A 24,892-nucleotide genomic window follows, 5' to 3' on the forward strand; every position below is an offset into this window, starting at 1 on the left:
GTGCTGACAGTTGACTTCGACCGACTCGGTCTCCGCGCGGGTGACCGCGTCCTGGACATGGGCTGTGGCGCCGGACGCCATGCCTTCGAGATGTACCGCCGTGGCGGTGACGTCATCGCCTTCGACCAGGACGTCGCGGAGCTGGAGGGGGTCCGCGACCTGTTCGTCGCAATGAAGGAGGCCGGGGAGGCGCCCGTGGGTGCCGAGGCCCACGTCAAGGAGGGCGATGCGTTGGCGTTGCCGTTCGGCGACGGTGAGTTCGACCGCATCGTCGCGGCCGAGGTCCTCGAGCACATCCCGGCCGACATCCAGGCCATCCAGGAGCTCGTCCGGGTGCTGCGTCCCGGTGGCACCCTCGCGGTCTCCGTGCCGCGCTGGTTCCCCGAGGTCGTCAACTGGAAGCTCTCCGAGGAGTACCACAACGTCCCGGGTGGCCACATCCGGATCTACACCGACAAGGAGCTGGTCGACAAGATCAGCAAGGCCGGGATGAACTTCACCGGTAAGGACTACGCCCACGGTCTCCACGCGCCGTACTGGTGGATCAAGTGCGCTGTCGGCGTCCGCAACGACGATCACCCCTTGGCCAAGGCGTACCACAAGCTCCTGGTGTGGGAGATCATGAAGCAGCCCAAGACCCTCCAGCTCGCCGGAAGGATCCTGGACCCCCTGATCGGCAAGAGCATGGTGCTCTACTTCACCAAGCCGCTCACCGCTGCCTGATGACCGTCTCCGTTCCCTCGGTTCCCGGGGTGCTCACGGCAGCACAGATCGCCCAGACGGCCGCCAGCATCGCTGTGATGCAGGAGCCCAGCGGTGCGATCCCGTGGACCCCGGGCGACAAGGTCGACGTCTGGAACCACGTCGAGGCCGCGATGGCACTCCTCGTCGGCGGAGAGGTCGCAGCCGCCGAGCGCGCGTACGAGTGGGTGCTGGGGCAGCAACGCCCGGACGGTTCCTGGCCCATGAAGATCGTCGAGGGTCGCATCGAGGACCACAGCGGCGAGACCAACATGTCCGCCTACCTGGCGGTCGGCATCTGGCACCACTGGTTGGTGCGCGAGGACCGCGCCTTCGTCGAGCGCTTCTGGCCGGCGGTCCGCGCAGGTCTGGACTGGGTCGTCTCGATGCAGCTCCCGTTCGGTGGTATCGCCTGGTCTCGCGAGTGGGTCGGCGACGTGCCCGGCAAGGTCAACTCGGAAGCCCTGGTCGCCGGGTCCTCCTCGATCGTGCAGGCGCTGGCCGCGGGTCGCGCACTGGCCGAGTTGCTGGGGGAGCCCCAACCTGAGTGGGAGTTCGCCGGAGCCCGCCTGGCCCACGCGGTGCGTGCGCACCGCGACCTGTTCCTCGACAAGTCCGAGTTCTCGATGGACTGGTACTACCCGGTCCTGGGTGGGGCAGTACGCGGGCCCGAGGCCGAGGTCCTCTTCAAGGAGCGCTGGGACACCTTCGTCGAGGACGGACTGGGCATTCGGTGCGTCTCCCAGAACCCTTGGGTCACCGGGGCGGAGACCTGTGAGCTGGTGATGGCACTCGAAGCCAACGGGGACCGTGAGCGCGCGCTCAAGCTCTTCTCCGACATGCAGCACCTGCGTACCGACGACGGGTCCTACTGGACCGGATACGTCTTCCCCGACAAGGCCTTCTGGCCGGGCGAGCAGACGACCTACACGGCAGCCGCCGTGATCCTCGCGGCCGACCAGTTGAGCCGTACGACGCCGGGGTCGGACATCATGCGCGGCGAGACACTGCTGGACTTCCCGGACCTGGGCAAGCGCTGTGGCTGCGACTCAGCCGACGCCCTGGACGTCGCCGGCGTCTCCTGACGTACGGCGCAGGACCCGCATGGACCCCAGGTGCTCCATCTCGGTGAAGGCGCCCGAGGCGAGCGCGCGGCGGTAGACGTGGAAGGGCGGCTGGCCGCCGTCGGCAGGTTTCTCGAAGACGTCGTGGATCACCAGGATGCCGTCGGCCTGGATCCAGTTCGCCCATCCGCTGTAGTCGTTCTGGGCGTGCTCCTCGGAGTGGCCGCCGTCGATGAAGAGCAGTGACAGGGGCGTACGCCAGTGCTGCGCGACCGTGCGCGACTGACCGACCACCGCGATGACGTGTCCCTCCAGGCCCGCGTCCTCGATCGTGCGCCGGAAGAAGGGCAGGGTGTCCATGCGCCCGGTCCGCGGATCCACCAACTCGGTGTCGTGGTGCTCCCAACCGGCCTGGTTCTCCTCGCTGCCGTGGTGGTGGTCCACGGTGAAGACCGTGCCGTTGACCTCGAGCGCTGCGGCGCCGAGGTAGACCGCGGACTTCCCGCAGTAGGTCCCGACCTCCAGAGCCGGCCCGGTGGCGAGTTGGCGACGCGCCCAGCGGTGCAGCAGGAGCCCTTCGTCAGGCGGCATGAACCCCTTGGCCGCAAGAGCGTGGTCGAGCAGGGTCTGCGGCATGGCGGTCTCGGTCGTCATGCGCTGATTGTCCCCTGCGGCGGATTGTTGGCTGCCTCGGTGCTCCCCATGTGGCGAGCGCGGTGCCAGACCAAGTAGTTGGCGAGCGCTCGAACCATGTGTCCGGTCCGCGTCGTCACGAACATGTCGAATGCGTGCTGGGCGCCCGGCAACTCTGCGTAGACCACGTGGGCAGAGGACTGCTTGCGCAACTCCTCCACGAAGAGTCGGGACTGGTTCACGTCGACGAGTGAGTCGGTCGCGCCGTGCACGACGAAGAAGTCAGGGGCATCCTTGGTGATCCGCAGAATGGGGGAGGCCGCCTCGTAGACCTCGGGCGCCTCCGCATACGGCGCCTCCATCACCCGCTTGGCCAGGTAGTTGTCCCGCATCGCGATGGCGCTGCGCAGACCGGTGGCTCCTGCGAAGTCGTACACGCCGTAGATGGGCGCGGCGGCCTGCACACTGGTGTCGGCCTCCTCGAAGCCGGGCTGGTACTGGGGGTCGTTGGGGGTCAGGGCCGCCAGTGCGGCGAGGTGGCCGCCGGCTGACCCGCCGGTGATCACCACGTAGTCGGGGTCGCCGCCGTATTCGGCGATGTGTTCCTTGACCCAGGCGATCGCCTTCTTCACGTCGATGATCTGGGCGGGGAACGGGTTCCGTGGCGCGAGCCGGTAGTTGATGGCGACACACACCCAACCCAGGGCAGCCATGTGTTGCATCAACGGCACGCCCTGTGCCTCCTTGCTCCCCAGGGTCCATCCGCCGCCGTGGACCTGGATCAGGACTGGGGCAGGATCTCCCTCGCGTACGTCGGCGGGTCGGTAGATGTCGAGCATCCCGCGGCGCCCGGCGTCCTGGTAGGCGATGTTGCGCTCCACGGTGACGCGACGATCGGCCCGGGGGAGCGGATACAACTGACGCCGCCACTCGCCGGCCGGGGCGCGCAGTGAGAGCGGCTCCAGTCCCTCGAGCTCACCGAGCGAGCCGAGGGCGTCACGGAGGTGCCTGCCGGAACCGCGGCTGAGGAGGACCTCACGGCTCAGACCCACCACGGAGAACGCGGCCAGACCCAGGCCAAGGGCGCTCCTGCGACGACGGGTGACATGGAGCCCGGTGTCGGCGGCCGTGAGCGCGAGCAGGTGCGGAGCGAACTCCACGGTCGTCCATCCGAGGAGGAACGACAACGCCCCTCCACGGAATGTCTTGGAGGGGCGAAGCGCATTGGCGGTCAGTGCCGCGGTGATGATCTGACGACGGAGGTATCCCACGCGGCAGATCGTAGCGAAGGGGCCCTCACGACTCGAGCGGCCAACCGCGTTCCGCCCAGCCAAGGGTGCCGTCACTGACGTTGACCGCCTCGCGGCCCTGGGACTGGAGGAACTCGACCACCTGACGGCTTCGGCGGCCGCTGCGGCAGATCACCAGGATGCGCCCCTCGGGGAGCTCGTCGAGTCGGGTGCCGACCTCACCCATCGGGATGTGGACTGCGCCGGGGACGTGGCCTTCGGCGAACTCGTCGTCCTCACGGACGTCAAGGACGAAGGCGCCCATGGCGTGCTCCGCGGCAAAGGTGTCCATGTCGAGCTCGCCGGACTCCGTGGCAGCGATCTGACGACGGGCCTCGTCCATGTCGATCGCCCGGACTCCGGCGATCAACTCGTCCAGGGCTGCTGCAGGCAGGGCCCCAGGCTGGGAGAACACCAGGATGCCGTCACGGAAGGCCATGATCGTGGGGATCGAACTGATCTGGGCCATGGCGGCGAGCTCTTGCTCCGCCTCCGTGTCGACCTTGCCGAAGACGATGTCCGGGTGCTGCTCCGAGGCTGCCTGGTAGACCGGGGCGAACTGCTTGCAAGGACCGCACCACTCAGCCCAGAAGTCCACCAGCACGATGCCCTCGGCGGTCACGGTGGATTCAAAGTTGGCGACGGTCAGATCCTGGGTGGTCATGGGACAACGGTACAAGGAGTGACCCGCGGGTGACGCCCGTCACCGACGTTCGGACAGGTGGACTGACCCCTTTTGGCCATCCCCGCGGGGCCGAGAGGGCAATCAATGTGGCGGCGATCACCCTTATCGGTAAAAGGCCGTTCAAGGCCATACCTCAAATAGATGAACTAGCCGCCATTCCGCCGAGAATCGCCATTCCTGCGTCTGTACTGAGTATCGACAACCGCAGTTGTCAGGGCAGGGATTCAGCACCCAGGCCTTCGTCCATCGTTTCAGATGCAGATGGGTCACGCGCTGCCGTGGCGTGCCTGCAGAGGTCTCCCCATGTCTTCACCCACGCCCTCACGTCGCGGCCTCATCGCGGCCTCCGCCTGGACCGTTCCCGCCGTCGTGCTCGCCTCCAGTGCACCGGCGTTCGCCGGGTCCGGCAAGGTGTGTGGCCCCCTCACGTACGGCGTCACCTGGAAGTCCCCGAACTACGCCTTCACTCCGAACAGTGCGGGCGTGCCCAACGGCGCCGGGCAGGGGAGGGTGGTTGCCAATCCGCTGGGCGGTGTGGTGCCGGCCAACTTGGCTCGCGACCGTGAGGCCCTGTTGGTCACGGTGACCAACAAGTTGAACGGTGGGCGGGTGCGGGGCGCGAGTGCCTCCGACGGCGCTGCGAACATGCGTGTCTCCCCGTTCGGTGTGGGCGGCTTGGGTGTTTCCGGCCTGACGGTCATGCAGGACTTCGCGTCGAATGTCGCTCTGCCCACGCCCCGGTCCGCGCACGGTCAGACCCTGACGTTGCAGTTCTCCCGTCCCGTGAAGAACCTGAGATTCACCATCACGGACATCGACAGTTCAAGCGGCCAGTACCGCGACCGGGTGTGGGTTTCCCAGCCACCGAACGCTGTCCGCGCGGCGTCCGGAATTCGCGGGACGGGCACCCAGGGGGATCCGTGGCGCCAGCGCTACAACACGTCGTCGTTCGACCCGGACTCCGAGGGCGGCGGCAACGTCACGCTCACCTACGGAGACACGGCGATGTCCACCCTGCAGATCCACTTCTGGAACGACCAGCCCAACGCGCTGTCCGGCAATGGTCTCCAGGGAATCTTCCTGAGCAGCCTGGAGTTCACGGCCAGCACCTGCTGATCGTCTTTGGCTTGATTGCCAGACGTCGCTACTCACCAACCGCGCTCGCGCCACTCCGCAAGCTTGGGACGCTCTTCACCCAGGATGCCGTCATCGCCGTGACCCGGGTAGAACCACGTCTCGTCCGGCAGCGTGCCGAAAATCCGTTCTTCGACCTGGTCGATCAACTGCGCGAAGGCCGCCTTGTCGCCGAAGGTGTTGCCGACCCCGCCGGGGAAGAGGCTGTCGCCGGTGAAGAGGTGGGGGTGGCCCTCGGGGTCGTGGTGCAGCAGGCAGACCGACCCGGGGGTGTGACCCGCCACGGCGATCACGTCCAGGTGCGTCCGGCCCACGACGATGCGGTCCCCGTGCTCCAGCGGCCGATCCACCTTGACGCCGGTCTGCTCGGTCACGGCGGCAGCGTCCGCAGCGCCCGCGAGCACCTCGGCCCCGGTTGCCTCGACCACGGCGGCGAGGGCGCGGTGGTGGTCCCAGTGCTGGTGCGTGGTGACGACGGTGGTCAAGCCGTCAGAACCGATCAGGTCGAGCAACGTCTCGGGTGAGTCGGCCGCGTCGATGAGGAGCTGTTCACCGGTTTCGCGACACCGCAGCAGATAGCAGTTGTTCGACATCGTCTCGTCGACGGCGACCTTGGTGATCGTCAAGGCACTGAGTTCGCGTGACTGCGCAGGACCGCCGGGGGTGACCGAACCGCTGTAGGTGCTCATGACCCCATCCTGACGTATTGCTGGGCATGAGAAAGTGGAGTGTCGGCGTTGCTCCCTTGGCCCGCACACCTAGGATTGCGAACATGCGTTCGAACCCACGATCCGAACCACCCGCAGAGGACTCCCGTGATTGAGCAGTTGATCGTGCGAGGCGCACGCGAGCACAACCTCAAGGACGTGTCGATCGATCTGCCTCGCGATTCCCTGATCGTCTTCACCGGACTCTCCGGCTCCGGCAAGTCGTCCCTGGCGTTCGACACGATCTTCGCCGAGGGGCAGCGACGTTACGTGGAGTCTCTCTCCGCCTACGCGCGCCAGTTCCTGGGGCAGATGGACAAGCCCGACGTCGACTTCATCGAAGGTCTCTCGCCGGCGGTTTCGATCGATCAGAAGTCGACCTCGAAGAACCCCCGCTCCACGGTGGGGACGATCACCGAGGTCTACGACTACCTGCGCCTGCTGTACGCGCGCGCCGGACGCGCCCACTGCCCGACCTGCGGCGCCCCCATCGAGCGGCAGACCCCGCAGCAGATCGTCGACCGGATCCTGGCCCTCGAGGAGGGACGGCGCTTCCAGGTGCTCGCTCCCGTCATCCGGGGCCGCAAGGGCGAGTACGTCGAGCTCTTCTCCTCGCTCCAGGCCCAAGGCTTCAGTCGGGCCCGGGTGAACGGCGAGACCCACAGCCTCGATGCTCCGCCGACGCTCGACAAGCAGAAGAAGCACACCATCGAGGTCGTGGTCGACCGGCTGGCGGTGAAGAAGGCCTCCAAGCAGCGGCTCACCGACTCCGTCGAGACCGCTCTCGGCCTGGCTGATGGCCTCGTCGTCTTCGACTTCGTGGACGTCGAAGCAGGAGCACCCGATCGCGAGATGAGTTTCTCGGAGCGGATGGCTTGCCCGAACGACCACGTCATCGACACCGACGACCTCCAGCCGCGCTCCTTCTCCTTCAACTCGCCCTTCGGTGCCTGCACCACCTGCCACGGCATCGGTACTCGCCTGGAGATGGATCCCGAGCTCGTGGTCCCCAATCCTGAGGCGACGCTGGGTGAGGGTGCCGTCCAGCCGTGGAGCGGTGCCCACGTCGCCGACTACTTCCTGCGACTGATGGGCGCACTGGGGGAGGAGCTGGGCTTCGACCTCAACACTCCCTGGGCCAAGCTGCCGGCGAAGGCACGCAAGGCGATCCTCGACGGTCACTCCACCAAGGTGCACGTCGTCACGCGCAACCGGTACGGGCGCCAGCGCTCGTACTGGGCGGAGTTCGAAGGGGTCAGCCAGTACATCGAGCGGCGGCACGACGACGCGGAGTCCGACACCACCCGCGAACGGTTCGAAGGCTTCATGCGTGAAGTCCCGTGTCCCGCCTGCCTCGGCAGCCGCCTCAAGCCGGTCTCGATGTCAGTCACACTGGGCGGACTCTCGATCGCCGAGCTCTGTGCCCTGCCGCTGAACGAGACCGCCGACTTCCTCACCACCCTCGAGCTCACCGAGCGCGAGCGTCAGATCGCCGAGCGCGTCCTCAAGGAGATCCAGGAGCGACTGAGGTTCCTGCTCGACGTGGGTCTCGACTACCTCTCGCTCAACCGGCCATCGGGCTCCCTCTCCGGAGGTGAGGCCCAACGCATCCGGCTCGCCACCCAGATCGGCGCCGGTCTCGTCGGCGTCCTGTACGTGCTCGACGAGCCGTCCATCGGTCTGCACCAACGCGACAACGCACGTCTGATCGAGACCCTCGTCCGGCTCAAGGACCTGGGCAACACCCTGATCGTCGTCGAGCACGACGAGGACACGATCCGGGTGGCCGACTGGATCGTCGACATCGGCCCGGCTGCGGGAGAGCACGGGGGCCAGGTGGTGCACTCGGGGTCCGTCGCCGACCTGCTCACCCACCCCGACTCCCTGACGGGTCAGTACCTCTCCGGTCGGCGCGAGATTCCCGTCCCCAACGAGCGGCGCCCCCGCACGCCAGGGCGCGAGCTGGTGGTCAAGGGCGCCAAGGAGAACAACCTCCAGGACATCGACGTGGCCTTCCCTCTGGGCATGTTCGTCGCGGTCACTGGTGTCTCCGGCTCCGGGAAGTCCACGTTGGTCAACGACATTCTCTACACGTCGTTGGCGAAGCAGATCTACAACGCCCGGACCGTCCCGGGGCGTCACCGCACGATCACGGGCGTCGACAACGTGGACAAGGTGATCCACGTCGACCAGTCGCCCATCGGACGTACGCCCCGGAGCAACGCGGCCACCTACACCGGTGTCTTCGACCACGTGCGCAAGCTCTTCGCCCAGACGCCTGAGGCCAAGGTCCGCGGATACATGCCCGGGCGCTTCTCCTTCAACGTCAAGGGCGGTCGCTGCGAAGCGTGTCGCGGGGACGGCACGATCAAGATCGAGATGAACTTCCTGCCGGACGTCTACGTGCCGTGCGAGGTCTGCCACGGCGCGCGCTACAACCGCGAGACCCTCGAGGTGCACTACAAGGGCAAGACCATCGCCGAGGTCCTGGACATGCCGATCGAGGAGGCCATGGACTTCTTCGCCGCGGTTCCCGCGATCGCGCGGCACATGACGACCCTCAACGAGGTAGGTCTGGGCTACGTGCGACTCGGTCAGCCCGCCACGACGCTGTCCGGTGGTGAGGCACAGCGGGTCAAGCTGGCCAGTGAGCTGCAGAAGCGCTCCACCGGTCGCACCATGTACGTGCTCGACGAGCCCACCACAGGTCTTCACTTCGAAGACATCCGCAAACTGTTGCTCGTGCTGGGGCGCCTCGTTGACCAGGGCAATTCGGTGATCGTCATCGAGCACAACCTCGACGTCATCAAGACGGCCGACTGGGTCATCGACATGGGGCCCGAAGGTGGGTCACGTGGAGGGACGCTGGTCGCCGAGGGCACGCCCGAGCACGTCGCGAGCGTGCCGGAGAGCCACACCGGCCAGTTCCTGGCCCCCCTCCTCGAGGGTCGCGCCGCCATGGTGGCGAAGAGATCGACACCGCGCAAGCGGACCGCGAAGAAGAAGTAGGAGTTCGACATGTCTGTCCCCCTGTCGCGCCGCGGCGCACTCGCCACCGGCTCCGGGATCGTTGCCGCCCCCCTTCTGGCCGGGTGTGGGAACGAACCTGACGTCACCGTCGAGGCCCCTCAGGTCGCGACCGGTAGCCAACTGGCCAGCACCGCCGACATCCCCGTGGGTGGCTGCGCGGTGTTCCCCGACTCCAAGACCGTGGTGACCCAGCCGTCCGAGGGGAAGTTCAGGGCCTTCAGTGCCGCGTGCACCCACGAGGGCTGCCAGGTGTCGTCCTCGAGTGACGGCGAGATCCCGTGCCAGTGCCACGGCAGTGCCTTCTCCCTGGAGGACGGCAGCGTGCTCAAGGGCCCGGCCACGGAGCCCCTGCCCGAGGTGGAGATCACCGTCGAGGACGACAAGATCATGGCCGTTTGAACCAACAGGCCCAGTGCCAGCAGTGAAGGAACCGCCCCGGCGCCCGCAGCCGGGTCTCAACAGGAGGAACAAGTGACCCAGCCCCCCACCCGCCGCAGTGTTCTTGCGGTCGGTGCCAGCGTGGCCGCAGCCCCGGCCCTGGCTGCCTGCGGAGACCCCGGTGAGGATCCGCACTTCCAACAGATCGACCCGCCGGGCGCGGGCGCCCACCTCGCCCTGACCCGGGACATTCCGGTGGGAGGGTGCCAGGTCTTCGCACCCAAGGGCACCGTGATCACCCAGCCGAGGGAGGGCGAGTTCCACGCCTTCGGGGCCGAGTGCAGTCACAAGGGATGCTTCGTCTCGTCGTCGACCGAGGGCCACATTCCGTGCCGGTGCCACGGGAGTCAGTTCGACCTGACCAGTGGAGCAGTCCTGAACGGCCCCGCCCGTGATGCGTTGGAGGAGTTCTCGATCGACGTGGCCGACGGCAAGATCGTGATGGCGTGAGCACCTGCCCCGACGTCCGTCACCTGACTCCGTAGGCTGGATCCGTGGCCACTCCAGCGTCGTACCGTCCCGCGCCGGGGTCCATCCCGACCGAGCCGGGTGTGTATCGCTTTCGCGATGCCCAGGGCCGGGTCATCTATGTGGGCAAGGCCAAGAGCCTGCGCTCGCGGGTCTCCTCGTACTTCCAGGACATCGGCAACCTCCACCCGCGCACGGCGAGCATGGTCACCACCGGCGCCAGCATCGAGTGGACCGTGGTGCAGACGGAGGTCGAGGCGCTCCAGTTGGAGTACTCCTGGATCAAGGAGTTCGATCCGCGCTTCAACGTCAAGTACCGCGACGACAAGTCCTACCCGTGGCTGGCCGTGACCACGGGTGAGGAGTTCCCGAGGGTCATGGTCGGGCGGGGCGCCAAGAAGAAGGGCACCCGCTACTTCGGGCCGTACGGGCACGCCTGGGCGATCCGGGAGACCGTCGACCAGTTGTTGCGGGTCTTCCCGATGCGCTCGTGCTCGAAAGGAGTCTTCAACCGTTCGGCGCAGATCGGTAGGCCCTGCCTCCTCGGCTACATCGACAAGTGCGCCGCCCCGTGCGTGGGCAACATCGACGCCGCCGGCCACCGGGCGATCGTCGACGACTTCTGTGACTTCATGGCGGGCAACACGGCCGCCTTCGTCAAGCGTGTCGAGCGCGAGATGTACGCGGCCTCGGAAGCCCTCGACTTCGAGAAGGCCGCCCGATTGCGCGACGACCTCAACGCCTTGAACCGGGCCCTGGAGAAGCAGGCGGTCGTGCTCGGGGACGGCACCGACGCCGACATCATCGCCCTCGCGGAGGACCCCCTCGAGGTGGCAGTGCAGATCTTCTACGTCCGTGGCGGACGGATCAAGGGCCAGCGCGGCTGGGTCGCCGACCGGATGGACGGGGGAGACACGGCCCATCTGGTCGAGGAGTTCCTGCTGCAGCTGTACGGCGACGACGCCGAGTCGATCCCACGCGAGATCCTCGTGCCGAAGTTGCCGACGGACGTCGCCACGATGGAGGAACTGCTCACCCATCTCCGCGGATCGAAGGTCTCCGTACGCGTGCCCCAGCGGGGCGACAAGAAGGCGCTGCAGGAGACCGTCGCCCGCAACGCTGCCCAGGCCCTGGTCCTCCACCGGACCAAGCGCGCCAGCGACCTCACCACACGCAACCTGGCGCTCGAAGAGATCCAGCAGGCGCTCGGACTGGAGGAGATCCCCCTGCGCATCGAGTGCTACGACGTCTCGAACCTCCAGGGGACCGAGGTGGTGGCCTCGATGGTGGTCTTCGAGGACGGCCTGGCCCGCAAGTCCGAGTACCGCAGGTTCGTGATCCGCGACGTCGAGGGACAGAACGACGTCGCCTCGATGCACGAGGTCATCACCCGCCGCTTCCGCCGACTGCTGGACGAGCAGGCGAAGACGGCGATGCCAGGTGACGAGGCCGGTCCGATGCTGGTGGACCCGGACACCGGTCGGCCCCGGAAGTTTGCCTACGCCCCCTCCCTGGTGGTGGTCGACGGTGGTCCTCCGCAGGTCGCGGCGACCACCCGCGCGCTCACGGAGCTGGGCATCGTCGACATCCCGGTCTGTGGCCTGGCCAAACGGCTGGAGGAGGTGTGGGTCCCCGGCGACGAGGACCCGGTCATCCTCCCGCGCAGCAGTGAGGGGCTCTACCTGCTCCAGCGCATCCGCGACGAGGCCCACCGTTTCGCCATCGGCCACCACCGCAGCCGACGGTCCAAGACGATGGTGGAGAGCGTGCTGGACGACGTGCCGGGCCTCGGCGAAATTCGACGGAAAGCACTGCTCAAGCACTTCGGTTCGCTGAAGAAGTTGCGTCTCGCCACGGTCGAGGAGATCGCCCTGGTCCCCGGGATCGGGGCCCGCACTGCGGCCACCATCAAGGAAGCCGTCGCCAAGGACTCACCCAAGGCCCAGACTGGGCCCCGGATCAACACAGCCACCGGCGAGATCGAGGAAGACTGATGCCCACACAACCAGGTGAACTGGTGATCATCACCGGCATGACAGGTGCCGGTCGCAGTACGGCCTCCAAGGAGCTCGAGGACCTCGGCTACTTCGTCGTCGACAACCTGCCCCCGACCCTGGTGCCGGACGTGGTCCGGATGGTCGACGAGGCACATGGGGTCACGCGTCCGATCGCAGTGGTGGCCGACGTGCGCTCCGGGACCTTCTTCGACTCCCTCGCTGCGCAGCGCTACGAGATGTCCACCGGACGGCCCAGCACGATCGTCTACCTGGACGCGAGCGACGACGAGCTCGTACGTCGTCAGGAGGCCGTGCGCCGACCCCACCCGTTGCAGGGGGCCGGGAGGCTCCTCGACGGTCTCGAGCGCGAACGTGTGGTGCTCGAGCAGATCCGCGGGATCGCTGACCTGGTCATCGACACGACCGGTCTCAACGTCCACCAGCTGACCGACCGGATCGCCACCCATTTCGGGTCCCGCGAAGCGCGCAAGCTGAAGATCACCGTCATCAGCTTCGGGTTCAAGTACGGCATCCCCGTCGACGCCGACTACGTGGCGGACATGCGTTTCCTCCCGAACCCGCACTGGGTGCCCGAGCTCAAGCCGAAGACCGGCCAGGACGTGGACGTCGCGAAGTACGTGAAGTCCCAACCCGCCGCCGAGACGTTCCTCGACGGGTACCTGCCGGTCCTGCAGCTCGTGGCGGGCGGCTACCTCAACGAGGGCAAGCGCTTCATGACGGTCGCCGTCGGTTGCACGGGAGGCAAGCACCGCAGCGTGGCGATGAGCGAGGAGATCGCGCGCCGGCTGGCGGCCACCGGCCAGGACGTACGCACGACGCACCGAGACCTTGGGCGGGAGTGACGTGGGAGGCGTTCTGCCCGCCGGGTCCCCATCGGTGGTGGCGCTGGGCGGGGGTCACGGCCTGCACGCCTCGCTGACTGCGCTGCGGACCCTGCGCGACGAGCTCAGCGTGGGTGACCTCACGGCAGTGGTCACCGTGGCCGACAACGGCGGCTCGTCGGGTCGGTTGCGCCAGGAGTTCGGCGTGCTCCCGCCGGGTGACCTGCGGATGGCACTCGCCGCGCTCTGCGGCGACGACGAGTGGGGCCAGACCTGGGCGCAACTCTTCCAGCATCGATTCGCCGGCGAAGGGCCCATGCAGGGGCACGCCATCGGCAACCTGGTCATCGTCGGTCTGTGGGAGTTGATGGGGGACCACGTCCGTGCCCTGGACTGGGCGGGCACCCTGCTGGGCGCCCGCGGCCGGGTGCTGCCGATGGCCACGTCTCCCATCGACATCACCGCGGTCGTGCGTTCCACCCCTGACAGCGCCACGACCACGGTGCACGGGCAGGTGCAGATCGCGACGGCGCCCGGCGAGATCGTGCAGGTGGCCCTGGACCCCGCCGAACCCGAGGCCTGTCCCGAGGCCGTCCAGGCGATCCTCGACGCCGAGTGGGTGGTCCTGGGGCCCGGTTCGTGGTTCACCTCGGTGATCCCGCACCTCATGGTGCCGGGGTTGCGGATCGCCCTGGAAGAGACGAAGGCCAAGGTGCTGCTCCTGCTCAACCTGTCCGACCAGGAGGGGGAGACGGCCGGATACGGCCCTGAGCAGCATCTCGACGCGCTCTTCGACCATGCCCCCGGTCTGCAGGTCCACGCGGTGGTGGCCGACTCCACGGCGGTCCTCGACGTCGACCGCCTGCGTGCCGTCGTGGAAGCACGCGGCGCGTCCTTGGTCCTCGGCGACCTGGCCGTCCCGGGAGAGCCTCGTCACGACCCCGCACGGTTGGCCAGCTGCCTGAAGGCGGTCATCGAGGACTGAGCGAGCGCCCACCTGTGGCACTTGGGCAGCGCAGTCTTGTGAGGCGTGGCAGGATCCCCCTCATGGCAATGACGGCACAGGTGAAGGCGGAACTCGCCAACACCCAGATCACCAAGACCTGCTGCCGGAAGGCCGAAGTAGCAACCCTGCTGCGCTTCGCCGGGGGGCTCCACATCGTCTCGGGACGGATCGTGGTCGAGGCCGAGGTCGACACCGGCGCAGCGGCGCGCCGACTGCGCAAGGACATCGCCGAGGTCTACGGGCACCAGTCCGAAGTGGCGATGGTGCAGGGCAACGGCATCCGGCGGGGTACTCGCTACATCGTGCGCATCGTGCGCGACGGCGAGGCGCTGGCCCGCCAGACCGGACTGCTCGACGGGCGCGGACGTCCCGTACGGGGCCTGCCGCCCGCGGTGGTCTCGGGTGGCGGTTGCGACGCGGTCGCCGCGTGGCGCGGTGCCTTCCTGGCGCACGGCTCCCTGACCGAGCCCGGCCGCTCCTCCTCGCTCGAGGTGACCTGTCCCGGACCCGAGGCGGCCCTGGCCCTGGTGGGCGTGGCCCGTCGGTTGGGGATCCAGGCCAAGGCTCGTGAGGTCCGTGGGGTCGACCGGGTGGTCATCCGTGACGGCGACGCGATCGGTGCGTTGCTGACGAGGCTCGGCGCGCAGGAGACCCTCCTGGCGTGGGAGGAACGTCGGATGCGCCGCGAGGTGCGTGCCTCGGCCAACCGCCTCGCCAACTTCGACGACGCCAACCTGCGCCGTTCCGCCCGGGCAGCAGTGGCTGCGGGCGCCCGGGTCGAGCGCGCCCTGGAGATCCTCGCCGAGGAGGTCCCGGACCACCTGAAGCTGGCGGGTGACCTGCGTCTGCAGCACAAGGAGGCGTCGCTGGAGGAGCTCGGGCAACTGCACGATCCGCCGCTGACCAAGGACGCGATCGCCGGCCGTATCCGTCGACTTCTCGCGATGGCTGACAAGCGCGCCGAGGAGTTGGGGATCCCCGACACCGAGGCGTCGTTGACTCCGGAGATGCTGGCCGAGGAGAGCTGAGCGTTCCACACCACTGGAGCGGATCCCATTGGGCGACGGCGGATGAGCGCCGCCCGGTGGGGCGCGATAAAGTCGACTCTGCTGTTCGATCTTCGCCAATCCAGGAGTGACTGTGACTGTTCGTGTTGGAATCAACGGCTTCGGCCGCATTGGCCGCAACTTTTTCCGCGCCGTCGAGGCGTCGGGTGCCGACATCGAGGTCGTGGCCGTCAACGACCTGAGCGACAACAAGGTCCTGGCCCACCTGCTGAAGTACGACTCGATCCTCGGTCGCCTCGACGCAGACGTGTCCGCGACCGAGACCTCCATCATGGTGGGGGACCGCGAGATCGCCGCGTTCGCCGAGCGCAACCCTGCCGACCTCAAGTGGGGCGAGCACGGTGTGGACGTCGTCGTCGAGTCGACCGGCTTCTTCACCGACGCCACCAAGGCGAAGGCGCACATCGACGCCGGCGCCAAGAAGGTCATCATCTCCGCCCCCGCCTCCAACGAGGACATCACCATCGTGATGGGCGTCAACCACGAGCTGTACGACCCGGCGCAGCACCACGTGATCTCCAACGCGTCGTGCACCACCAACTGCCTCGCCCCCATGGCCAAGGCGCTCAACGACGAGTTCGGCATCGTCAAGGGTCTGATGACCACGATCCACGCCTACACCGCTGACCAGAACCTCCAGGACAACATCCACAGCGACCTGCGCCGCGCCCGTGCCGCTGCGCTCAACATCATCCCCACCTCGACGGGTGCCGCCAAGGCGATCGCGCTGGTCCTCCCCGAGCTCAAGGGCAAGCTCGACGGGTACGCGCTGCGTGTCCCGACGCCGACCGGCTCGGTCACCGACCTCACCTTCGAGGCCGGTCGCGAGACCACCGTCGAAGAGGTCAACGCAGTGATCGAGAAGGCGGCTGATGGCCGCTTCCTGAAGTACTCGACCGACCCGATCGTCTCCACCGACATCACCACCGACCCGGCATCGTGCATCTTCGACGCTCCGTTGACCAAGGTCATCGGCAACCAGGTCAAGGTCGTCGGTTGGTACGACAACGAGTGGGGCTACTCCAACCGTCTGGTCGACCTGATCGACCTCGTCGGCTCCTCACTCTGAGTCGCGAAGGACAACTGAATTCATGAGCAGCATCGAGTCGCTCGGCGACCTGCGCGGCAAGCGTGTCCTGGTCCGTTCGGACCTCAACGTCCCGCTGGACGGCGCCACCATCACCGACGACGGACGGATCCGGGCCTCACTGCCCACGATCCAGAAGTTGTCCGCGGCCGGCGCGCGGGTGGTCGTGACCGCCCACCTGGGACGCCCCAAGGGTGTGCCCGAGGACCGCTACAGCCTCGCTCCGGTCGCCGAGCGCCTCGCTGACCTGCTCGGACGTCCAGTCGCCTTCGCAGGCGACACGGTGGGCCCTTCTGCCGCCCAGGTGGTCGCGGGCCTCGGAGACGGCGACGTCGCGCTCCTGGAGAACGTCCGTTTCAACGAGGGTGAGACCAGCAAGGACGACGCCGTGCGCTCAGCCTTCGCCGACCAGTTGGCCAATCTTGCGGATGCCTTCGTCTCAGACGGCTTCGGAGTGGTGCACCGCAAGCAGAGCAGCGTCTACGACGTGGCCCTGCGCCTTCCCAGTGCCATGGGAGGACTGGTGCAGACCGAGATCGACGTGCTGCGTCGCCTCACCGTCGACCCGGAGCGTCCCTACGTCGTGGTCCTCGGGGGCTCCAAGGTCTCGGACAAGCTGGGCGTCATCGACAACCTCCTCGAGAAGGCCGACAAGATCCTCATCGGCGGAGGAATGGTGTTCACCTTCCTCAAGGCCCAGGGCCATGAAGTGGGCAAGAGCCTGCTGGAGGAGGATCAGCTCGAGGTCTGCCGCACCTACCTGGCGCGCGCAGCGGAGAAGGGCGTGGAGCTGCTCCTGCCGACTGACATCGTGGTGGACACCGCGTTCCCGGCCGGTGACGTGGTGCCCCACCCCTCCGTGGTCCCTGCTTCCGCAATCCCGAGCGACGCCCTGGGTCTGGACATCGGTCCCGAATCCGGCGCCGCGTTCGCGGCAGCCCTGGACGGTGCCCGCACCGTCTTCTGGAACGGCCCCATGGGTGTCTTCGAGGTGCCCGCGTTCGCTGAGGGCACCCGCGCTGTCGCCGATGCCCTCACCCGCATCGACGGTCTCTCCGTGGTCGGCGGGGGAGACTCCGCCGCTGCTGTGCGTGCCCTCGGCTTCGACGAGTCGGCCTTCGGTCACATCTCGACCGGCGGCGGTGCCAGCCTCGAGTACCTCGAGGGCAAGGAACTCCCGGGCATCGCAGTCCTCGAACGCTGATCATCCCTTCACCACGCTGAGACCGAGAAGAGGAATCCCTGATGGGTGCCCGTACGCCGCTGATGGCCGGCAACTGGAAGATGAACCTGAACCACCAGGAGGCCGTCGTCCTGGTGCAGAAGCTTGCCTGGACGCTCGACGACAAGAAGCACGACCACGCGGCTGTCGAGGTCGTCGTCGTGCCTCCGTTCACTGATCTGCGGTCGGTGCAGACGCTGGTCGACGGCGACCGGCTGAAGATCAAGTACGGCGCCCAGGACGTCTCCGTGCACGACAACGGCGCCTACACCGGCGAGATCTCGGCGGCCATGCTGAGCAAGCTGGGGTGCTCGTACGTGGTGGTCGGTCACTCCGAGCGCCGCGAGCACCACGCCGAGAGTGACGCGCTGGTCAACGCCAAGGCACACAAGGTCCTCGCTGCGGCGATGGTGCCGATCGTGTGCGTGGGTGAAGGTCTCGACATCCGCAAGGCCGGCGAGCAGGTGGCGTACACCCTCGGGCAGGTCGAAGGTTCACTCGCCGGTTTCACCGCCGAGCAGGTCGCCGGCCTGGTGATCGCCTACGAGCCCGTCTGGGCCATCGGCACCGGCGAGGTGGCCACGCCTGAGGACGCCCAGGAGGTGTGTGGGGCGATCCGTGAGCGGATCCGGGAGGTGCACGGAGACGCGGCGGCCGACGGCGTACGGGTGCTGTACGGCGGTTCGGTGAAGGCCTCCAACGTCGCGGGGATCATGGAGAAGCCTGACGTCGACGGCGCCCTGGTCGGCGGAGCGAGCCTCCAGGCCGACGAATTTGGGGGAATCTGTCGGTTCCCTGACCTGCCGGCGCTCTGATTTCGACATGACTGACGTAAGGTTCCTGCCGTGGTGACACTTCTTCAAGTTCTGCTCGTGACGACAAGCCTTCTGCTGATCGCTCTGGTCCTGCTCCACAAGGGGCGGGGGGGTGGTCTCTCCGACATGTTCGGAGGAGGCACCACCAGTTCGCTGGGAGGTTCGTCGGTCGCCGAGAAGAACCTGGATCGCTTCACTGTTGCAGTGGGCGTGATGTGGTTCGCCACCGTCATCGGACTCGGATTGCTGATGGCGTACAGCTGATCTCAACTTTGCATTTCACTCTGGGGAGGGACTGAGATGGCAGGTGCAGGAAATGCGATTCGGGGAAGTCGAGTCGGCGCGGGGCCAATGGGAGAGGCCGAGCGGGGTGCTGTGGCGCCACGACAGACTGTGACGTTCCACTGCTCGCAAGATCACCGATCGGAGTTCGCCTTCGCCAAGGCTGCTGTCGTGCCGGACTTCTGGGACTGCCCGAAGTGTGGCTTGCCAGCCAGCCTGGACCAGGAGAACCCGCCCCCGGCGCCGAAGAACGAGCCCTACAAGACCCACCTGGCCTACGTGAAGGAGCGTCGCTCCGATGCGGAGGCCGACGACATCCTCAAGGAGGCCGTGGCGCTGCTGCGGTCACGCCGCAAGTCGGGCGAGATCATCTTCTGACCCAGCCCGGCATGTCATGGAGCCGCTGTCTCCTTCGGTGAGGTGGCGGCTCTGTCCATGTACCACTTCACCTGTGCGCCCCCGTGCAGCAACGCGCGCAACGGCGCCTCGCTGACCGGACCGGGCGTACGGCTCCGTACCACCGCTTCGGCCTTCTCCGCTCCAGTCGCCATGAGCCACAGTTCGGACGTGCGGGCGAGGGCAGCAAGGCTCAGACTGACGCGTTGCGGGGGCGGCTTCGGTGAGTCCGTCACTGCCACGGTCCACTCGCTCTCGTCTGCGTCGAGGGCGTCGTGGCCGGGGAAGAGCGATGCAATGTGTCCGTCCGGTCCGAGGCTCAGCATCACCAGGTCGAACGTCCGGGGCGCCTGAGCCTCCAGCTCCTCGGCGTACTGCCGCGCGGCGGTGGCGGCGTCGGGCGCCGTGTCGGAGGCAGGCGCGCGGTGCACGAATCGCGGAGTGACCCCGAGTCGGCCCAGCAGGGCGGCCTGGGCCTGGACGGCGTTGCGCTCCGTGTCGTCGGCAGGGACGAAGCGTTCATCGCCCCACCAGAAGTGCACCCGGCCCCAGTCGACACCCGTGTCGGGGGCGAGCTCAGCGATCCGGGCGTGGACGAGGCCCGCCATGGAGCCCCCGGTCAGGACGACGTGAGGATCGCGCCCCTCGGCCTGGACCCGGACGAGCAGGTCGAGGAACGCCTGCGCGACCGCGTCGGCCAGCGCGGTGCTGTCGTCGTGGACGTGGTCAACGTGCGTCGCGTTCATGGTTCGGCGCTCCTTCAGTCCTGGCCTGCCAAGGTCAACAGCGTGGCCGCAGCTTCGGCGTAGGGCTCGTCCTCGTCGAGGTGGCGCAGTTCTTCGGCGAGCAACTCCGCCACCGGGCGCCGGGGCAGGGCGACGTGACGATCGGGTGCCCCGGTGACCGAGAGCACCGCGGTCTTGCCGTCGGCGCGGGCGAGGGAGATCGTCTCGTGCTTGCCCTCCAGGGTGACCTCGGTGATGCCCGGGCCGTCGGAGGTGCTGCGCTCCACCTCCACCCCCAGACGGTCGGTGAGCCAGGCGACCATGAGATCGGCTGAAGGGCTGACACGTTCGCCCACGACGTGTGCCCGCGTGACACGGAAGGGACGTTGGTCCACGGCCGCGGCGAGCATCGCGCGCCACGGGGTCAACCGCGTCCAGGCCAGGTCCGTGTTGCCCGGGGCGTACGCACTGCACTGGTGCCGCAGCGCCACCGTCCTGCCCTTGGTCACGGCTGCCGAGTCGGTGATGCGCCTCTGGGCGAGCGAGCCCAACGGGTCGGCCGCGGGCTCCTGCGGGGGGTCGACCGGCCACCACACGGCCACGGGGGAGTCGGGGAGCAGGAGTGGGAGCACGACCGAGGAGGCATGGCGCACCACCTCACCCTTGAGGCGGATCAGTGCGGTCTCGCCGCTGCGACCGTCGCCGATGCCCACCTGGGCACTGATCTGACCATGGCCGCGGCCGTCGCCCAGGATCACTCCCAGCACTCGGGCTGGGTGCTCCTGGGAGGCCAGACGGGCAGAGTCGAAGGCGACCAGCGCGTGGTCCTCGGGCACGACGATGATCAGTGTCATCACCATCCCCATCGCCGGGCTGCCGGAGCCACGGCGGGCGCGGACGAATTCGGCCGCGATCTGGGAGGCGTTGGTGTCGTGCAGTTCGATCATGGTCGCCTCCACTTTCGGCCGTCGCGCGCGAGCATCGCGTCGGCACTCAACGGTCCCCAGGTCCCGGAGTCGTACGGTTCGGGTTCGCCGTCGGCCGCCCAGGCCTCGAGGATCGGGTCCAGGATCTGCCACGAGAGCTCGACCTCCTCGTGCCGGGGGAAGAGTGGCGGATCGCCGAGCAGGACGTCGAGGATGAGTCGCTCGTAGGCCTCGGGGGACGACTCCGTGAAGGTGCCACCGTAGGCGAAGTCCATGGAGACGTCCCGGATCTCCATCGCGGTGCCCGGGACCTTGGAGCCGAACCGCACCGTCATCCCCTCGTCGGGTTGGACCCGCATCACGAGCGCGTTCTGGGTGAGGTCCTCGGTGGCGAGCTCCGAGAAGGGCACGTGGGGCGCCTGCCGGAAGACCACGGCGACCTCGGTCACCCGTCGTCCTAGCCTCTTGCCGGCGCGCAGGTAGAACGGGACACCTGCCCATCGCCGGTTGTCGACCTCCAGGGTGATCGCTGCGTAGGTCTCGGTGCGGGAGTCCGCTGCGATGCCGTCCTCCTCCAGGTAGCCGGCGACCTTGTCTCCTCCGGCCCACCCGGCGACGTACTGACCGCGGGCAGTGGTCTGGGAGAAGGGCTCCTTGCTCGTCACCGCGGAGAGGAACTTGCGCTTCTCCTGTCGCAACGACTCGGCGTCGAACGAGTGCGGCTCCTCCATGGCAACCAGGGCCATCAACTGGAGGAGATGGTTCTGGATCACGTCCCGGGCCGCGCCGATGCCGTCGTAGTAGCCGGCGCGCCCACCGATGCCGATGTCCTCGGCCATCGTGATCTGGATGTGGTCGACGTAGTGGGAGTTCCACAGAGGCTCGAAGAGGGTGTTGGCGAACCTGAAGGCCAGGAAGTTCTGGACGGTCTCCTTGCCCAGGTAGTGGTCGATGCGGAAGACCGAACCGGACGGGAAGACATCGGCCAGCACTGCATTCAACTCGCGTGCCGACTCGAGGTCGTGGCCGAACGGCTTCTCGACGACCACACGACGCCAGGCGTCTCCGCCGTCGACCAGTCCGTGCTCCTTGAGTTGGGAGACCACGGAACCGAAGAACCCGGGCGGGATCGCCAGGTAGAAGGCGTGGTTGCCTCCCGTGCCGCGTTGCACGTCCAACTCCCGCAGCGTCTGCCCGAGGGTCTCGAACGCCACGTCGTCGTCGAAGTCACCGGGCACGAATCGGAACCCCTCACTGAGCTGCGTCCACACCTCCTCCCGGAACTCCGTACGTGCGTGCGTACGGACGGCCTCCTCGACGATCTGGGCGAAGTCCTGCTCCTCCCAGTCACGGCGGGCGAAGCCGACCAGGCTGAACCCCGGTGGCAGCAGACCACGGTTGGCGAGGTCGTAGATGGCCGGCATGACCTTCTTGCGGGCCAGGTCACCGGTGACTCCGAAGATGACCATGCTGCAGGGACCAGCGATCCTGGGCAGCCTTCGATCACGAGGATCACGCAGTGGATTGCTCTCTGCAGGGCTGTCCAGGACCGGGGTCACGTCAATGCCTCCGTCAGTGTGCTCAACAAATCTGGCTGGCTGAGGTGAAGACGCAGCACCGGGCGGCGACGTTGACCCAGGACCTGCCCGTCACCGTGCGCCTGTGCCGCGATGAACTCCCCGAACGTGAACGGCCGCTCCGGCACGGAGAGGTCGGCCGCCGGTTGCCCGGTGATCTGCAGGAAGACGCCCGTCGCCGGACCACCCTTGTGGTACTGACCGGTGGAGTGGAGGAAGCGAGGGCCCCATCCGAACGAGACGGGGCGTGAGGTGCGGATCGCGAGCTGGTCCCGTACGGACTCCAGGTCAGAGTCCCGGTGGCGGTCGAGGTAGGCCTGGATCGCGAGGTACCCCTGGTCCGGGTCGATGTGGGAGAGCAACGCCGAGACCGCCTCGGCGACGCTGCTGACCGACTCCGGCAGCCAGTCTCCGGAGGCGAACACCGCGATGCCCCCCTCGGAGAAGACGGGCGCTGGGGAGTCATCGGTGCCTTCCAGCATGCCGCGGGCGGCAGCCTTGGCGCTCTCCACGTCCGGTTGGTCGAACGGGTTGATGCCGAGCAGGCGCCCGCAGACTGCCGTCGCCACCTCCCACAGGAGCATCTGCGCGCCCATGGGGGCCTCGACGTGCGCGGACCATCGCTGGGCATCGTTGCTGAGGCCGGTGTCGGGGCCGTAGCTCACCAGCACGCTGTCGGGTGTGCTCGGATCGAAGTTCGGTGACCGGGTGGTGCCGACGTTGATCGGCAGGACACCTGTGCCGTTCTTGCCCGTCGACTCGGCGACCAACTGCTCCACCCAGGCACCGAAGCCGGAATCGCCCGGTCGCGCGTCACCGAGGATGAGCTTGTCGACCTGGTGCTCTGCCGCAGCTCCCAGGAACGCACCCAGCTCGAGGCCGGGGTTGGACAGGTCGTCGGCGGCGAGGGCAGGCTGGATCTGCGCCGCTTCGTCCAGCAACTGGGCGAGATCGACGCCGGCCAGCCCGCACGGCACCAGACCGAAGGCTGTCAGCGCCGAATACCGTCCGCCGACGTCGGGGTCGGCCTCGAAGACGCGGCAGCCGGCCGCGGACGCCTCGTGGTGCAGCGGTGAACCGGGATCGGTGACGACCACGATGCGCTCGGCGGGACTGATCCCCGCCTCGGTGAAGGCCAACTCGTACGCGCGACGCTGGCTGTCGGTCTCGACGGTCCCACCGGACTTCGACGACACGACCACGACGGTACGCGCGATCTCCTCGTCGACCACGGTGCGCACGAAGTCAGGGTGTGAGGAGTCGAGCACGACGAGCTCGACGCCCGCTGCCCCACAGATCACCTCGGGAGCCAGGGACGAGCCCCCCATGCCGCACAGCACGACCCGGTCCAGGCCCGCGGCCAGGAATTCCGTACGGAGACGCGTGATCTGCTCCACCAGCGGGCGCGAACTCTCTGCCAGATGCACCCAGGCCAGGCGCTTGGCGGCTTCCGCCTCGGCCTCTGGGCCCCACAACGTCGGGTCCTGGTCGAAGAGTCGACTGGCCACCCGATCGTCGACGAGGCTGCGCAGGGCTGCATCGAACGCGGCTGGTGCGGGGCTGCGGAAGGAGATCTTCCAGGGCAGGGGCGTCGTGTGGTCCGAGCCCGGTGTCATGCCTGCCGCGCCTTCTCCAGCTGACCACGGACCGTCTCGACCAGCTCGTCCCACGAGACGACGAACTTGTCGACACCCTCGACTTCCAGTTGGGCGATCACGTCGTCGTAGTCGATGCCGGCGTCCGCAAGGGCGTCCATGGTGGCTCGGGCGCTCGCGTGGTTCGGACTGATCTGGTCCCCCTCGACCTCACCGTGGTCCGCGAAGGCCTGCATGGTCGCCTCGGGCATGGTGTTGACCGTTCCCGGCGCAACGAGGTCGGTCACGTACATCGTGTCGCGGTAGTCAGGGTTCTTCACTCCGGTGGAGGCCCAGAGGGGGCGCTGGACCCGGGCTCCCCGTGCGGCCAACGACTCCCAGCGCGGACCACTGAAGAACTCTTCGTACGCCGCGTGTGCGAGGCGGGCGTTCGCGACCCCGGCCCGTCCGAAGAGGGACTGGTCCGCGCCGCTCTCCTTGAGCCGGGAGTCGATCTCGGAGTCGACCCGGGAGACGAAGAAGGAAGCGACGGAGTGGATGGTCGAGAGGTCGTGGCCCCGTGAATCGGCCAGCTCCAGGCCGGCCGTGTAGGCCTCCATGACCTCGCTGTAGCGCTGGAGGCCGAAGATCAGAGTGACATTGACACTGATGCCGTGTCCCAGGATCTCGGTGATCGCGCCCAGTCCCTCGGGGGTCGCGGGGACCTTGATCAGCACGTTGGGCGAGTCCACGGCCGCCACGAGCTCGCGGGCCTGTGCCACGGTCCCTTCGGCATCGGCGGAGAGCGCGGGGGAGACCTCGATGGAGACTCGTCCGTCCACGCCGTCGGTCGCCTCGAAGACGGGGAGGAACAGTTGGCAGGCCTGTCGTACGTCGGTGGTGGTCAGCGCGAAGACCGCCTCTTCCACCTCCACCGACTGCGCAGCCAACTCGGCCACCTGCGCGTCGTAGCGCTCGCCCTTGGCCAGGGCCGAGGCGAAGATGGACGGGTTGGTGGTGACACCCACGACCGAGTTCTCCTCGATCAACCTTGCCAGGTTGCCGGTCTCGAGCCGCTCTCGTGAGAGATCGTCGAGCCAGATCGACACCCCGGCCCGGGCCAGGGACTTCAAACGTTCGGACATCTTGTGCCTCCCATGTGATGTGTTGCCCGTGCCTGGGTGTCG

At 67.7% G+C, this 24,892-nt stretch carries 24 protein-coding genes and 1 pseudogene; 15 read left to right on the forward strand and 10 right to left on the reverse strand.

From position 1 onward, the window contains the following. Window positions 1-723, forward strand: a complete 723-nt coding sequence (locus DNK52_RS12545; protein ID WP_110241357.1) for a class I SAM-dependent methyltransferase — start codon at window positions 1-3, stop codon at window positions 721-723. Beyond that, on the forward strand, window positions 723-1,826 hold the full coding sequence (locus DNK52_RS12550; protein WP_110241358.1) for a prenyltransferase/squalene oxidase repeat-containing protein: 1,104 nt from the start codon (window positions 723-725) through the stop codon (window positions 1,824-1,826). Before DNK52_RS12545 ends, DNK52_RS12550 begins: the two co-directional genes overlap by 1 nt. Here DNK52_RS12550 and DNK52_RS12555 read toward each other — a convergent pair. From DNK52_RS12555 to trxA, 4 genes and pseudogenes are all read right to left on the reverse strand, one after another. Continuing rightward, window positions 1,791-2,459 carry a class I SAM-dependent methyltransferase gene (locus DNK52_RS12555; protein ID WP_110241359.1) on the reverse strand — a complete coding sequence of 223 codons (669 nt, stop codon included), beginning with the start codon at window positions 2,457-2,459 and terminating at the stop codon, window positions 1,791-1,793. The two genes, DNK52_RS12550 and DNK52_RS12555, sit on opposite strands and share 36 nt — an antisense overlap. Further along, the gene (locus tag DNK52_RS12560; protein WP_110241360.1) at window positions 2,456-3,709 is read right to left on the reverse strand and encodes an alpha/beta hydrolase; all 1,254 of its coding nucleotides are present in this window, start codon (window positions 3,707-3,709) and stop codon (window positions 2,456-2,458) included. Before DNK52_RS12560 ends, DNK52_RS12555 begins: the two co-directional genes overlap by 4 nt. A gap of 25 nt (window positions 3,710-3,734) precedes the next feature. After that, entirely contained in the window at window positions 3,735-4,019 is a 285-nt protein-coding gene (locus DNK52_RS16170; protein ID WP_204163546.1) for a rhodanese-like domain-containing protein, read from the reverse strand. A gap of 12 nt (window positions 4,020-4,031) precedes the next feature. Continuing rightward, a pseudogene (trxA, locus tag DNK52_RS16175) lies at window positions 4,032-4,391 on the reverse strand (thioredoxin); the annotation flags it as partial. Window positions 4,392-4,715: 324 nt separating this feature from the next. Between trxA and DNK52_RS12570 the strand changes: the two are divergent. Further along, on the forward strand, window positions 4,716-5,528 hold the full coding sequence (locus DNK52_RS12570; RefSeq protein WP_110241362.1) for a hypothetical protein: 813 nt from the start codon (window positions 4,716-4,718) through the stop codon (window positions 5,526-5,528). A 32-nt stretch (window positions 5,529-5,560) separates the two neighbouring features. Here DNK52_RS12570 and DNK52_RS12575 read toward each other — a convergent pair whose 3' ends face one another. Next, window positions 5,561-6,235: an MBL fold metallo-hydrolase gene (locus DNK52_RS12575; protein WP_110241363.1), complete on the reverse strand. Its 675-nt coding sequence runs from the start codon at window positions 6,233-6,235 to the stop codon at window positions 5,561-5,563. Between the two features lie 126 nt (window positions 6,236-6,361). Between DNK52_RS12575 and uvrA the strand changes: the two genes are divergently transcribed. From uvrA to DNK52_RS12635, 12 genes are all read left to right on the forward strand, one after another. Then, window positions 6,362-9,262 carry an excinuclease ABC subunit UvrA gene (gene uvrA, locus DNK52_RS12580; RefSeq protein ID WP_110241364.1) on the forward strand — a complete coding sequence of 967 codons (2,901 nt, stop codon included), beginning with the start codon at window positions 6,362-6,364 and terminating at the stop codon, window positions 9,260-9,262. A 9-nt stretch (window positions 9,263-9,271) separates the two neighbouring features. Further along, the gene (locus tag DNK52_RS12585) at window positions 9,272-9,682 is read left to right on the forward strand and encodes a Rieske (2Fe-2S) protein (RefSeq protein WP_110241365.1); all 411 of its coding nucleotides are present in this window, start codon (window positions 9,272-9,274) and stop codon (window positions 9,680-9,682) included. 72 nt (window positions 9,683-9,754) lie between these two features. Continuing rightward, window positions 9,755-10,171 (forward strand): QcrA and Rieske domain-containing protein, encoded by a 417-nt coding sequence (locus DNK52_RS12590; protein WP_110241366.1) that lies wholly within the window; start codon window positions 9,755-9,757, stop codon window positions 10,169-10,171. Window positions 10,172-10,215: 44 nt separating this feature from the next. Beyond that, window positions 10,216-12,183: an excinuclease ABC subunit UvrC gene (gene uvrC / locus DNK52_RS12595; RefSeq protein ID WP_110241367.1), complete on the forward strand. Its 1,968-nt coding sequence runs from the start codon at window positions 10,216-10,218 to the stop codon at window positions 12,181-12,183. Then, window positions 12,183-13,049 carry an RNase adapter RapZ gene (rapZ, locus tag DNK52_RS12600; protein ID WP_110241368.1) on the forward strand — a complete coding sequence of 289 codons (867 nt, stop codon included), beginning with the start codon at window positions 12,183-12,185 and terminating at the stop codon, window positions 13,047-13,049. Before uvrC ends, rapZ begins: the two co-directional genes overlap by 1 nt. Before the next feature lies 1 nt (window position 13,050). Beyond that, a complete protein-coding gene (locus tag DNK52_RS12605) occupies window positions 13,051-14,013 on the forward strand; it encodes a gluconeogenesis factor YvcK family protein (protein ID WP_239455559.1) in 963 nt (320 codons plus the stop codon). A gap of 62 nt (window positions 14,014-14,075) precedes the next feature. After that, window positions 14,076-15,062 carry a DNA-binding protein WhiA gene (gene whiA, locus DNK52_RS12610; protein WP_110241369.1) on the forward strand — a complete coding sequence of 329 codons (987 nt, stop codon included), beginning with the start codon at window positions 14,076-14,078 and terminating at the stop codon, window positions 15,060-15,062. Window positions 15,063-15,174: 112 nt separating this feature from the next. After that, window positions 15,175-16,170, forward strand: a complete 996-nt coding sequence (gene gap, locus DNK52_RS12615) for a type I glyceraldehyde-3-phosphate dehydrogenase (RefSeq protein ID WP_110241370.1) — start codon at window positions 15,175-15,177, stop codon at window positions 16,168-16,170. A 22-nt stretch (window positions 16,171-16,192) separates the two neighbouring features. Then, window positions 16,193-17,392, forward strand: coding sequence for a phosphoglycerate kinase (locus tag DNK52_RS12620; protein ID WP_110241371.1), 1,200 nt, complete (start codon window positions 16,193-16,195; stop codon window positions 17,390-17,392). Window positions 17,393-17,433: 41 nt separating this feature from the next. After that, a complete protein-coding gene (gene tpiA, locus DNK52_RS12625; RefSeq protein WP_110241372.1) occupies window positions 17,434-18,225 on the forward strand; it encodes a triose-phosphate isomerase in 792 nt (263 codons plus the stop codon). A 30-nt stretch (window positions 18,226-18,255) separates the two neighbouring features. Beyond that, window positions 18,256-18,489 carry a preprotein translocase subunit SecG gene (gene secG / locus DNK52_RS12630; RefSeq protein WP_110241373.1) on the forward strand — a complete coding sequence of 78 codons (234 nt, stop codon included), beginning with the start codon at window positions 18,256-18,258 and terminating at the stop codon, window positions 18,487-18,489. Between the two features lie 36 nt (window positions 18,490-18,525). Continuing rightward, window positions 18,526-18,885, forward strand: coding sequence for an RNA polymerase-binding protein RbpA (locus DNK52_RS12635; RefSeq protein WP_110241374.1), 360 nt, complete (start codon window positions 18,526-18,528; stop codon window positions 18,883-18,885). A gap of 14 nt (window positions 18,886-18,899) precedes the next feature. Here DNK52_RS12635 and pgl read toward each other — a convergent pair whose 3' ends face one another. From pgl to tal, 5 genes are read right to left on the reverse strand one after another with little or no spacing between them, the layout of a single operon-like run. Next, window positions 18,900-19,649 carry a 6-phosphogluconolactonase gene (gene pgl, locus DNK52_RS12640; RefSeq protein WP_110241375.1) on the reverse strand — a complete coding sequence of 250 codons (750 nt, stop codon included), beginning with the start codon at window positions 19,647-19,649 and terminating at the stop codon, window positions 18,900-18,902. A gap of 14 nt (window positions 19,650-19,663) precedes the next feature. Beyond that, window positions 19,664-20,575 (reverse strand): glucose-6-phosphate dehydrogenase assembly protein OpcA, encoded by a 912-nt coding sequence (locus DNK52_RS12645; protein WP_110241623.1) that lies wholly within the window; start codon window positions 20,573-20,575, stop codon window positions 19,664-19,666. Then, a complete protein-coding gene (gene zwf, locus DNK52_RS12650) occupies window positions 20,572-22,113 on the reverse strand; it encodes a glucose-6-phosphate dehydrogenase (RefSeq protein WP_476703538.1) in 1,542 nt (513 codons plus the stop codon). The genes DNK52_RS12645 and zwf overlap by 4 nt, the downstream gene beginning before the upstream one ends. Continuing rightward, window positions 22,110-23,747, reverse strand: a complete 1,638-nt coding sequence (locus DNK52_RS12655; RefSeq protein ID WP_204163523.1) for a glucose-6-phosphate isomerase — start codon at window positions 23,745-23,747, stop codon at window positions 22,110-22,112. The genes zwf and DNK52_RS12655 overlap by 4 nt, the downstream gene beginning before the upstream one ends. Next, the gene (tal, locus tag DNK52_RS12660) at window positions 23,744-24,850 is read right to left on the reverse strand and encodes a transaldolase (RefSeq protein ID WP_110241376.1); all 1,107 of its coding nucleotides are present in this window, start codon (window positions 24,848-24,850) and stop codon (window positions 23,744-23,746) included. Before tal ends, DNK52_RS12655 begins: the two co-directional genes overlap by 4 nt. Between the last annotated feature and the right edge of the window lie 42 nt (window positions 24,851-24,892).

The organism is Nocardioides gilvus (genome assembly GCF_003194605.1).
Lineage (GTDB): Bacteria > Actinomycetota > Actinomycetes > Propionibacteriales > Nocardioidaceae > Nocardioides > Nocardioides gilvus.

Coding starts and splice junctions, on each gene's coding strand:
- DNK52_RS12550 (WP_110241358.1), top strand. CDS start 723: ATGACCGTCTCCGTTCCCTCGGTTCCCGGGGTGCTCACGGCAGCACAG.
- DNK52_RS12635 (WP_110241374.1), top strand. CDS start 18,526: ATGGCAGGTGCAGGAAATGCGATTCGGGGAAGTCGAGTCGGCGCGGGG.
- DNK52_RS12645 (WP_110241623.1), bottom strand. CDS start 20,575: ATGATCGAACTGCACGACACCAACGCCTCCCAGATCGCGGCCGAATTC.
- DNK52_RS12655 (WP_204163523.1), bottom strand. CDS start 23,747: ATGACACCGGGCTCGGACCACACGACGCCCCTGCCCTGGAAGATCTCC.
- DNK52_RS12575 (WP_110241363.1), bottom strand. CDS start 6,235: ATGAGCACCTACAGCGGTTCGGTCACCCCCGGCGGTCCTGCGCAGTCA.
- DNK52_RS12570 (WP_110241362.1), top strand. CDS start 4,716: ATGTCTTCACCCACGCCCTCACGTCGCGGCCTCATCGCGGCCTCCGCC.
- tal (WP_110241376.1), bottom strand. CDS start 24,850: ATGTCCGAACGTTTGAAGTCCCTGGCCCGGGCCGGGGTGTCGATCTGG.
- pgl (WP_110241375.1), bottom strand. CDS start 19,649: ATGAACGCGACGCACGTTGACCACGTCCACGACGACAGCACCGCGCTG.
- DNK52_RS12620 (WP_110241371.1), top strand. CDS start 16,193: ATGAGCAGCATCGAGTCGCTCGGCGACCTGCGCGGCAAGCGTGTCCTG.
- DNK52_RS12585 (WP_110241365.1), top strand. CDS start 9,272: ATGTCTGTCCCCCTGTCGCGCCGCGGCGCACTCGCCACCGGCTCCGGG.
- tpiA (WP_110241372.1), top strand. CDS start 17,434: ATGGGTGCCCGTACGCCGCTGATGGCCGGCAACTGGAAGATGAACCTG.
- DNK52_RS12555 (WP_110241359.1), bottom strand. CDS start 2,459: ATGACGACCGAGACCGCCATGCCGCAGACCCTGCTCGACCACGCTCTT.
- rapZ (WP_110241368.1), top strand. CDS start 12,183: ATGCCCACACAACCAGGTGAACTGGTGATCATCACCGGCATGACAGGT.
- DNK52_RS16170 (WP_204163546.1), bottom strand. CDS start 4,019: ATGGACACCTTTGCCGCGGAGCACGCCATGGGCGCCTTCGTCCTTGAC.
- whiA (WP_110241369.1), top strand. CDS start 14,076: ATGGCAATGACGGCACAGGTGAAGGCGGAACTCGCCAACACCCAGATC.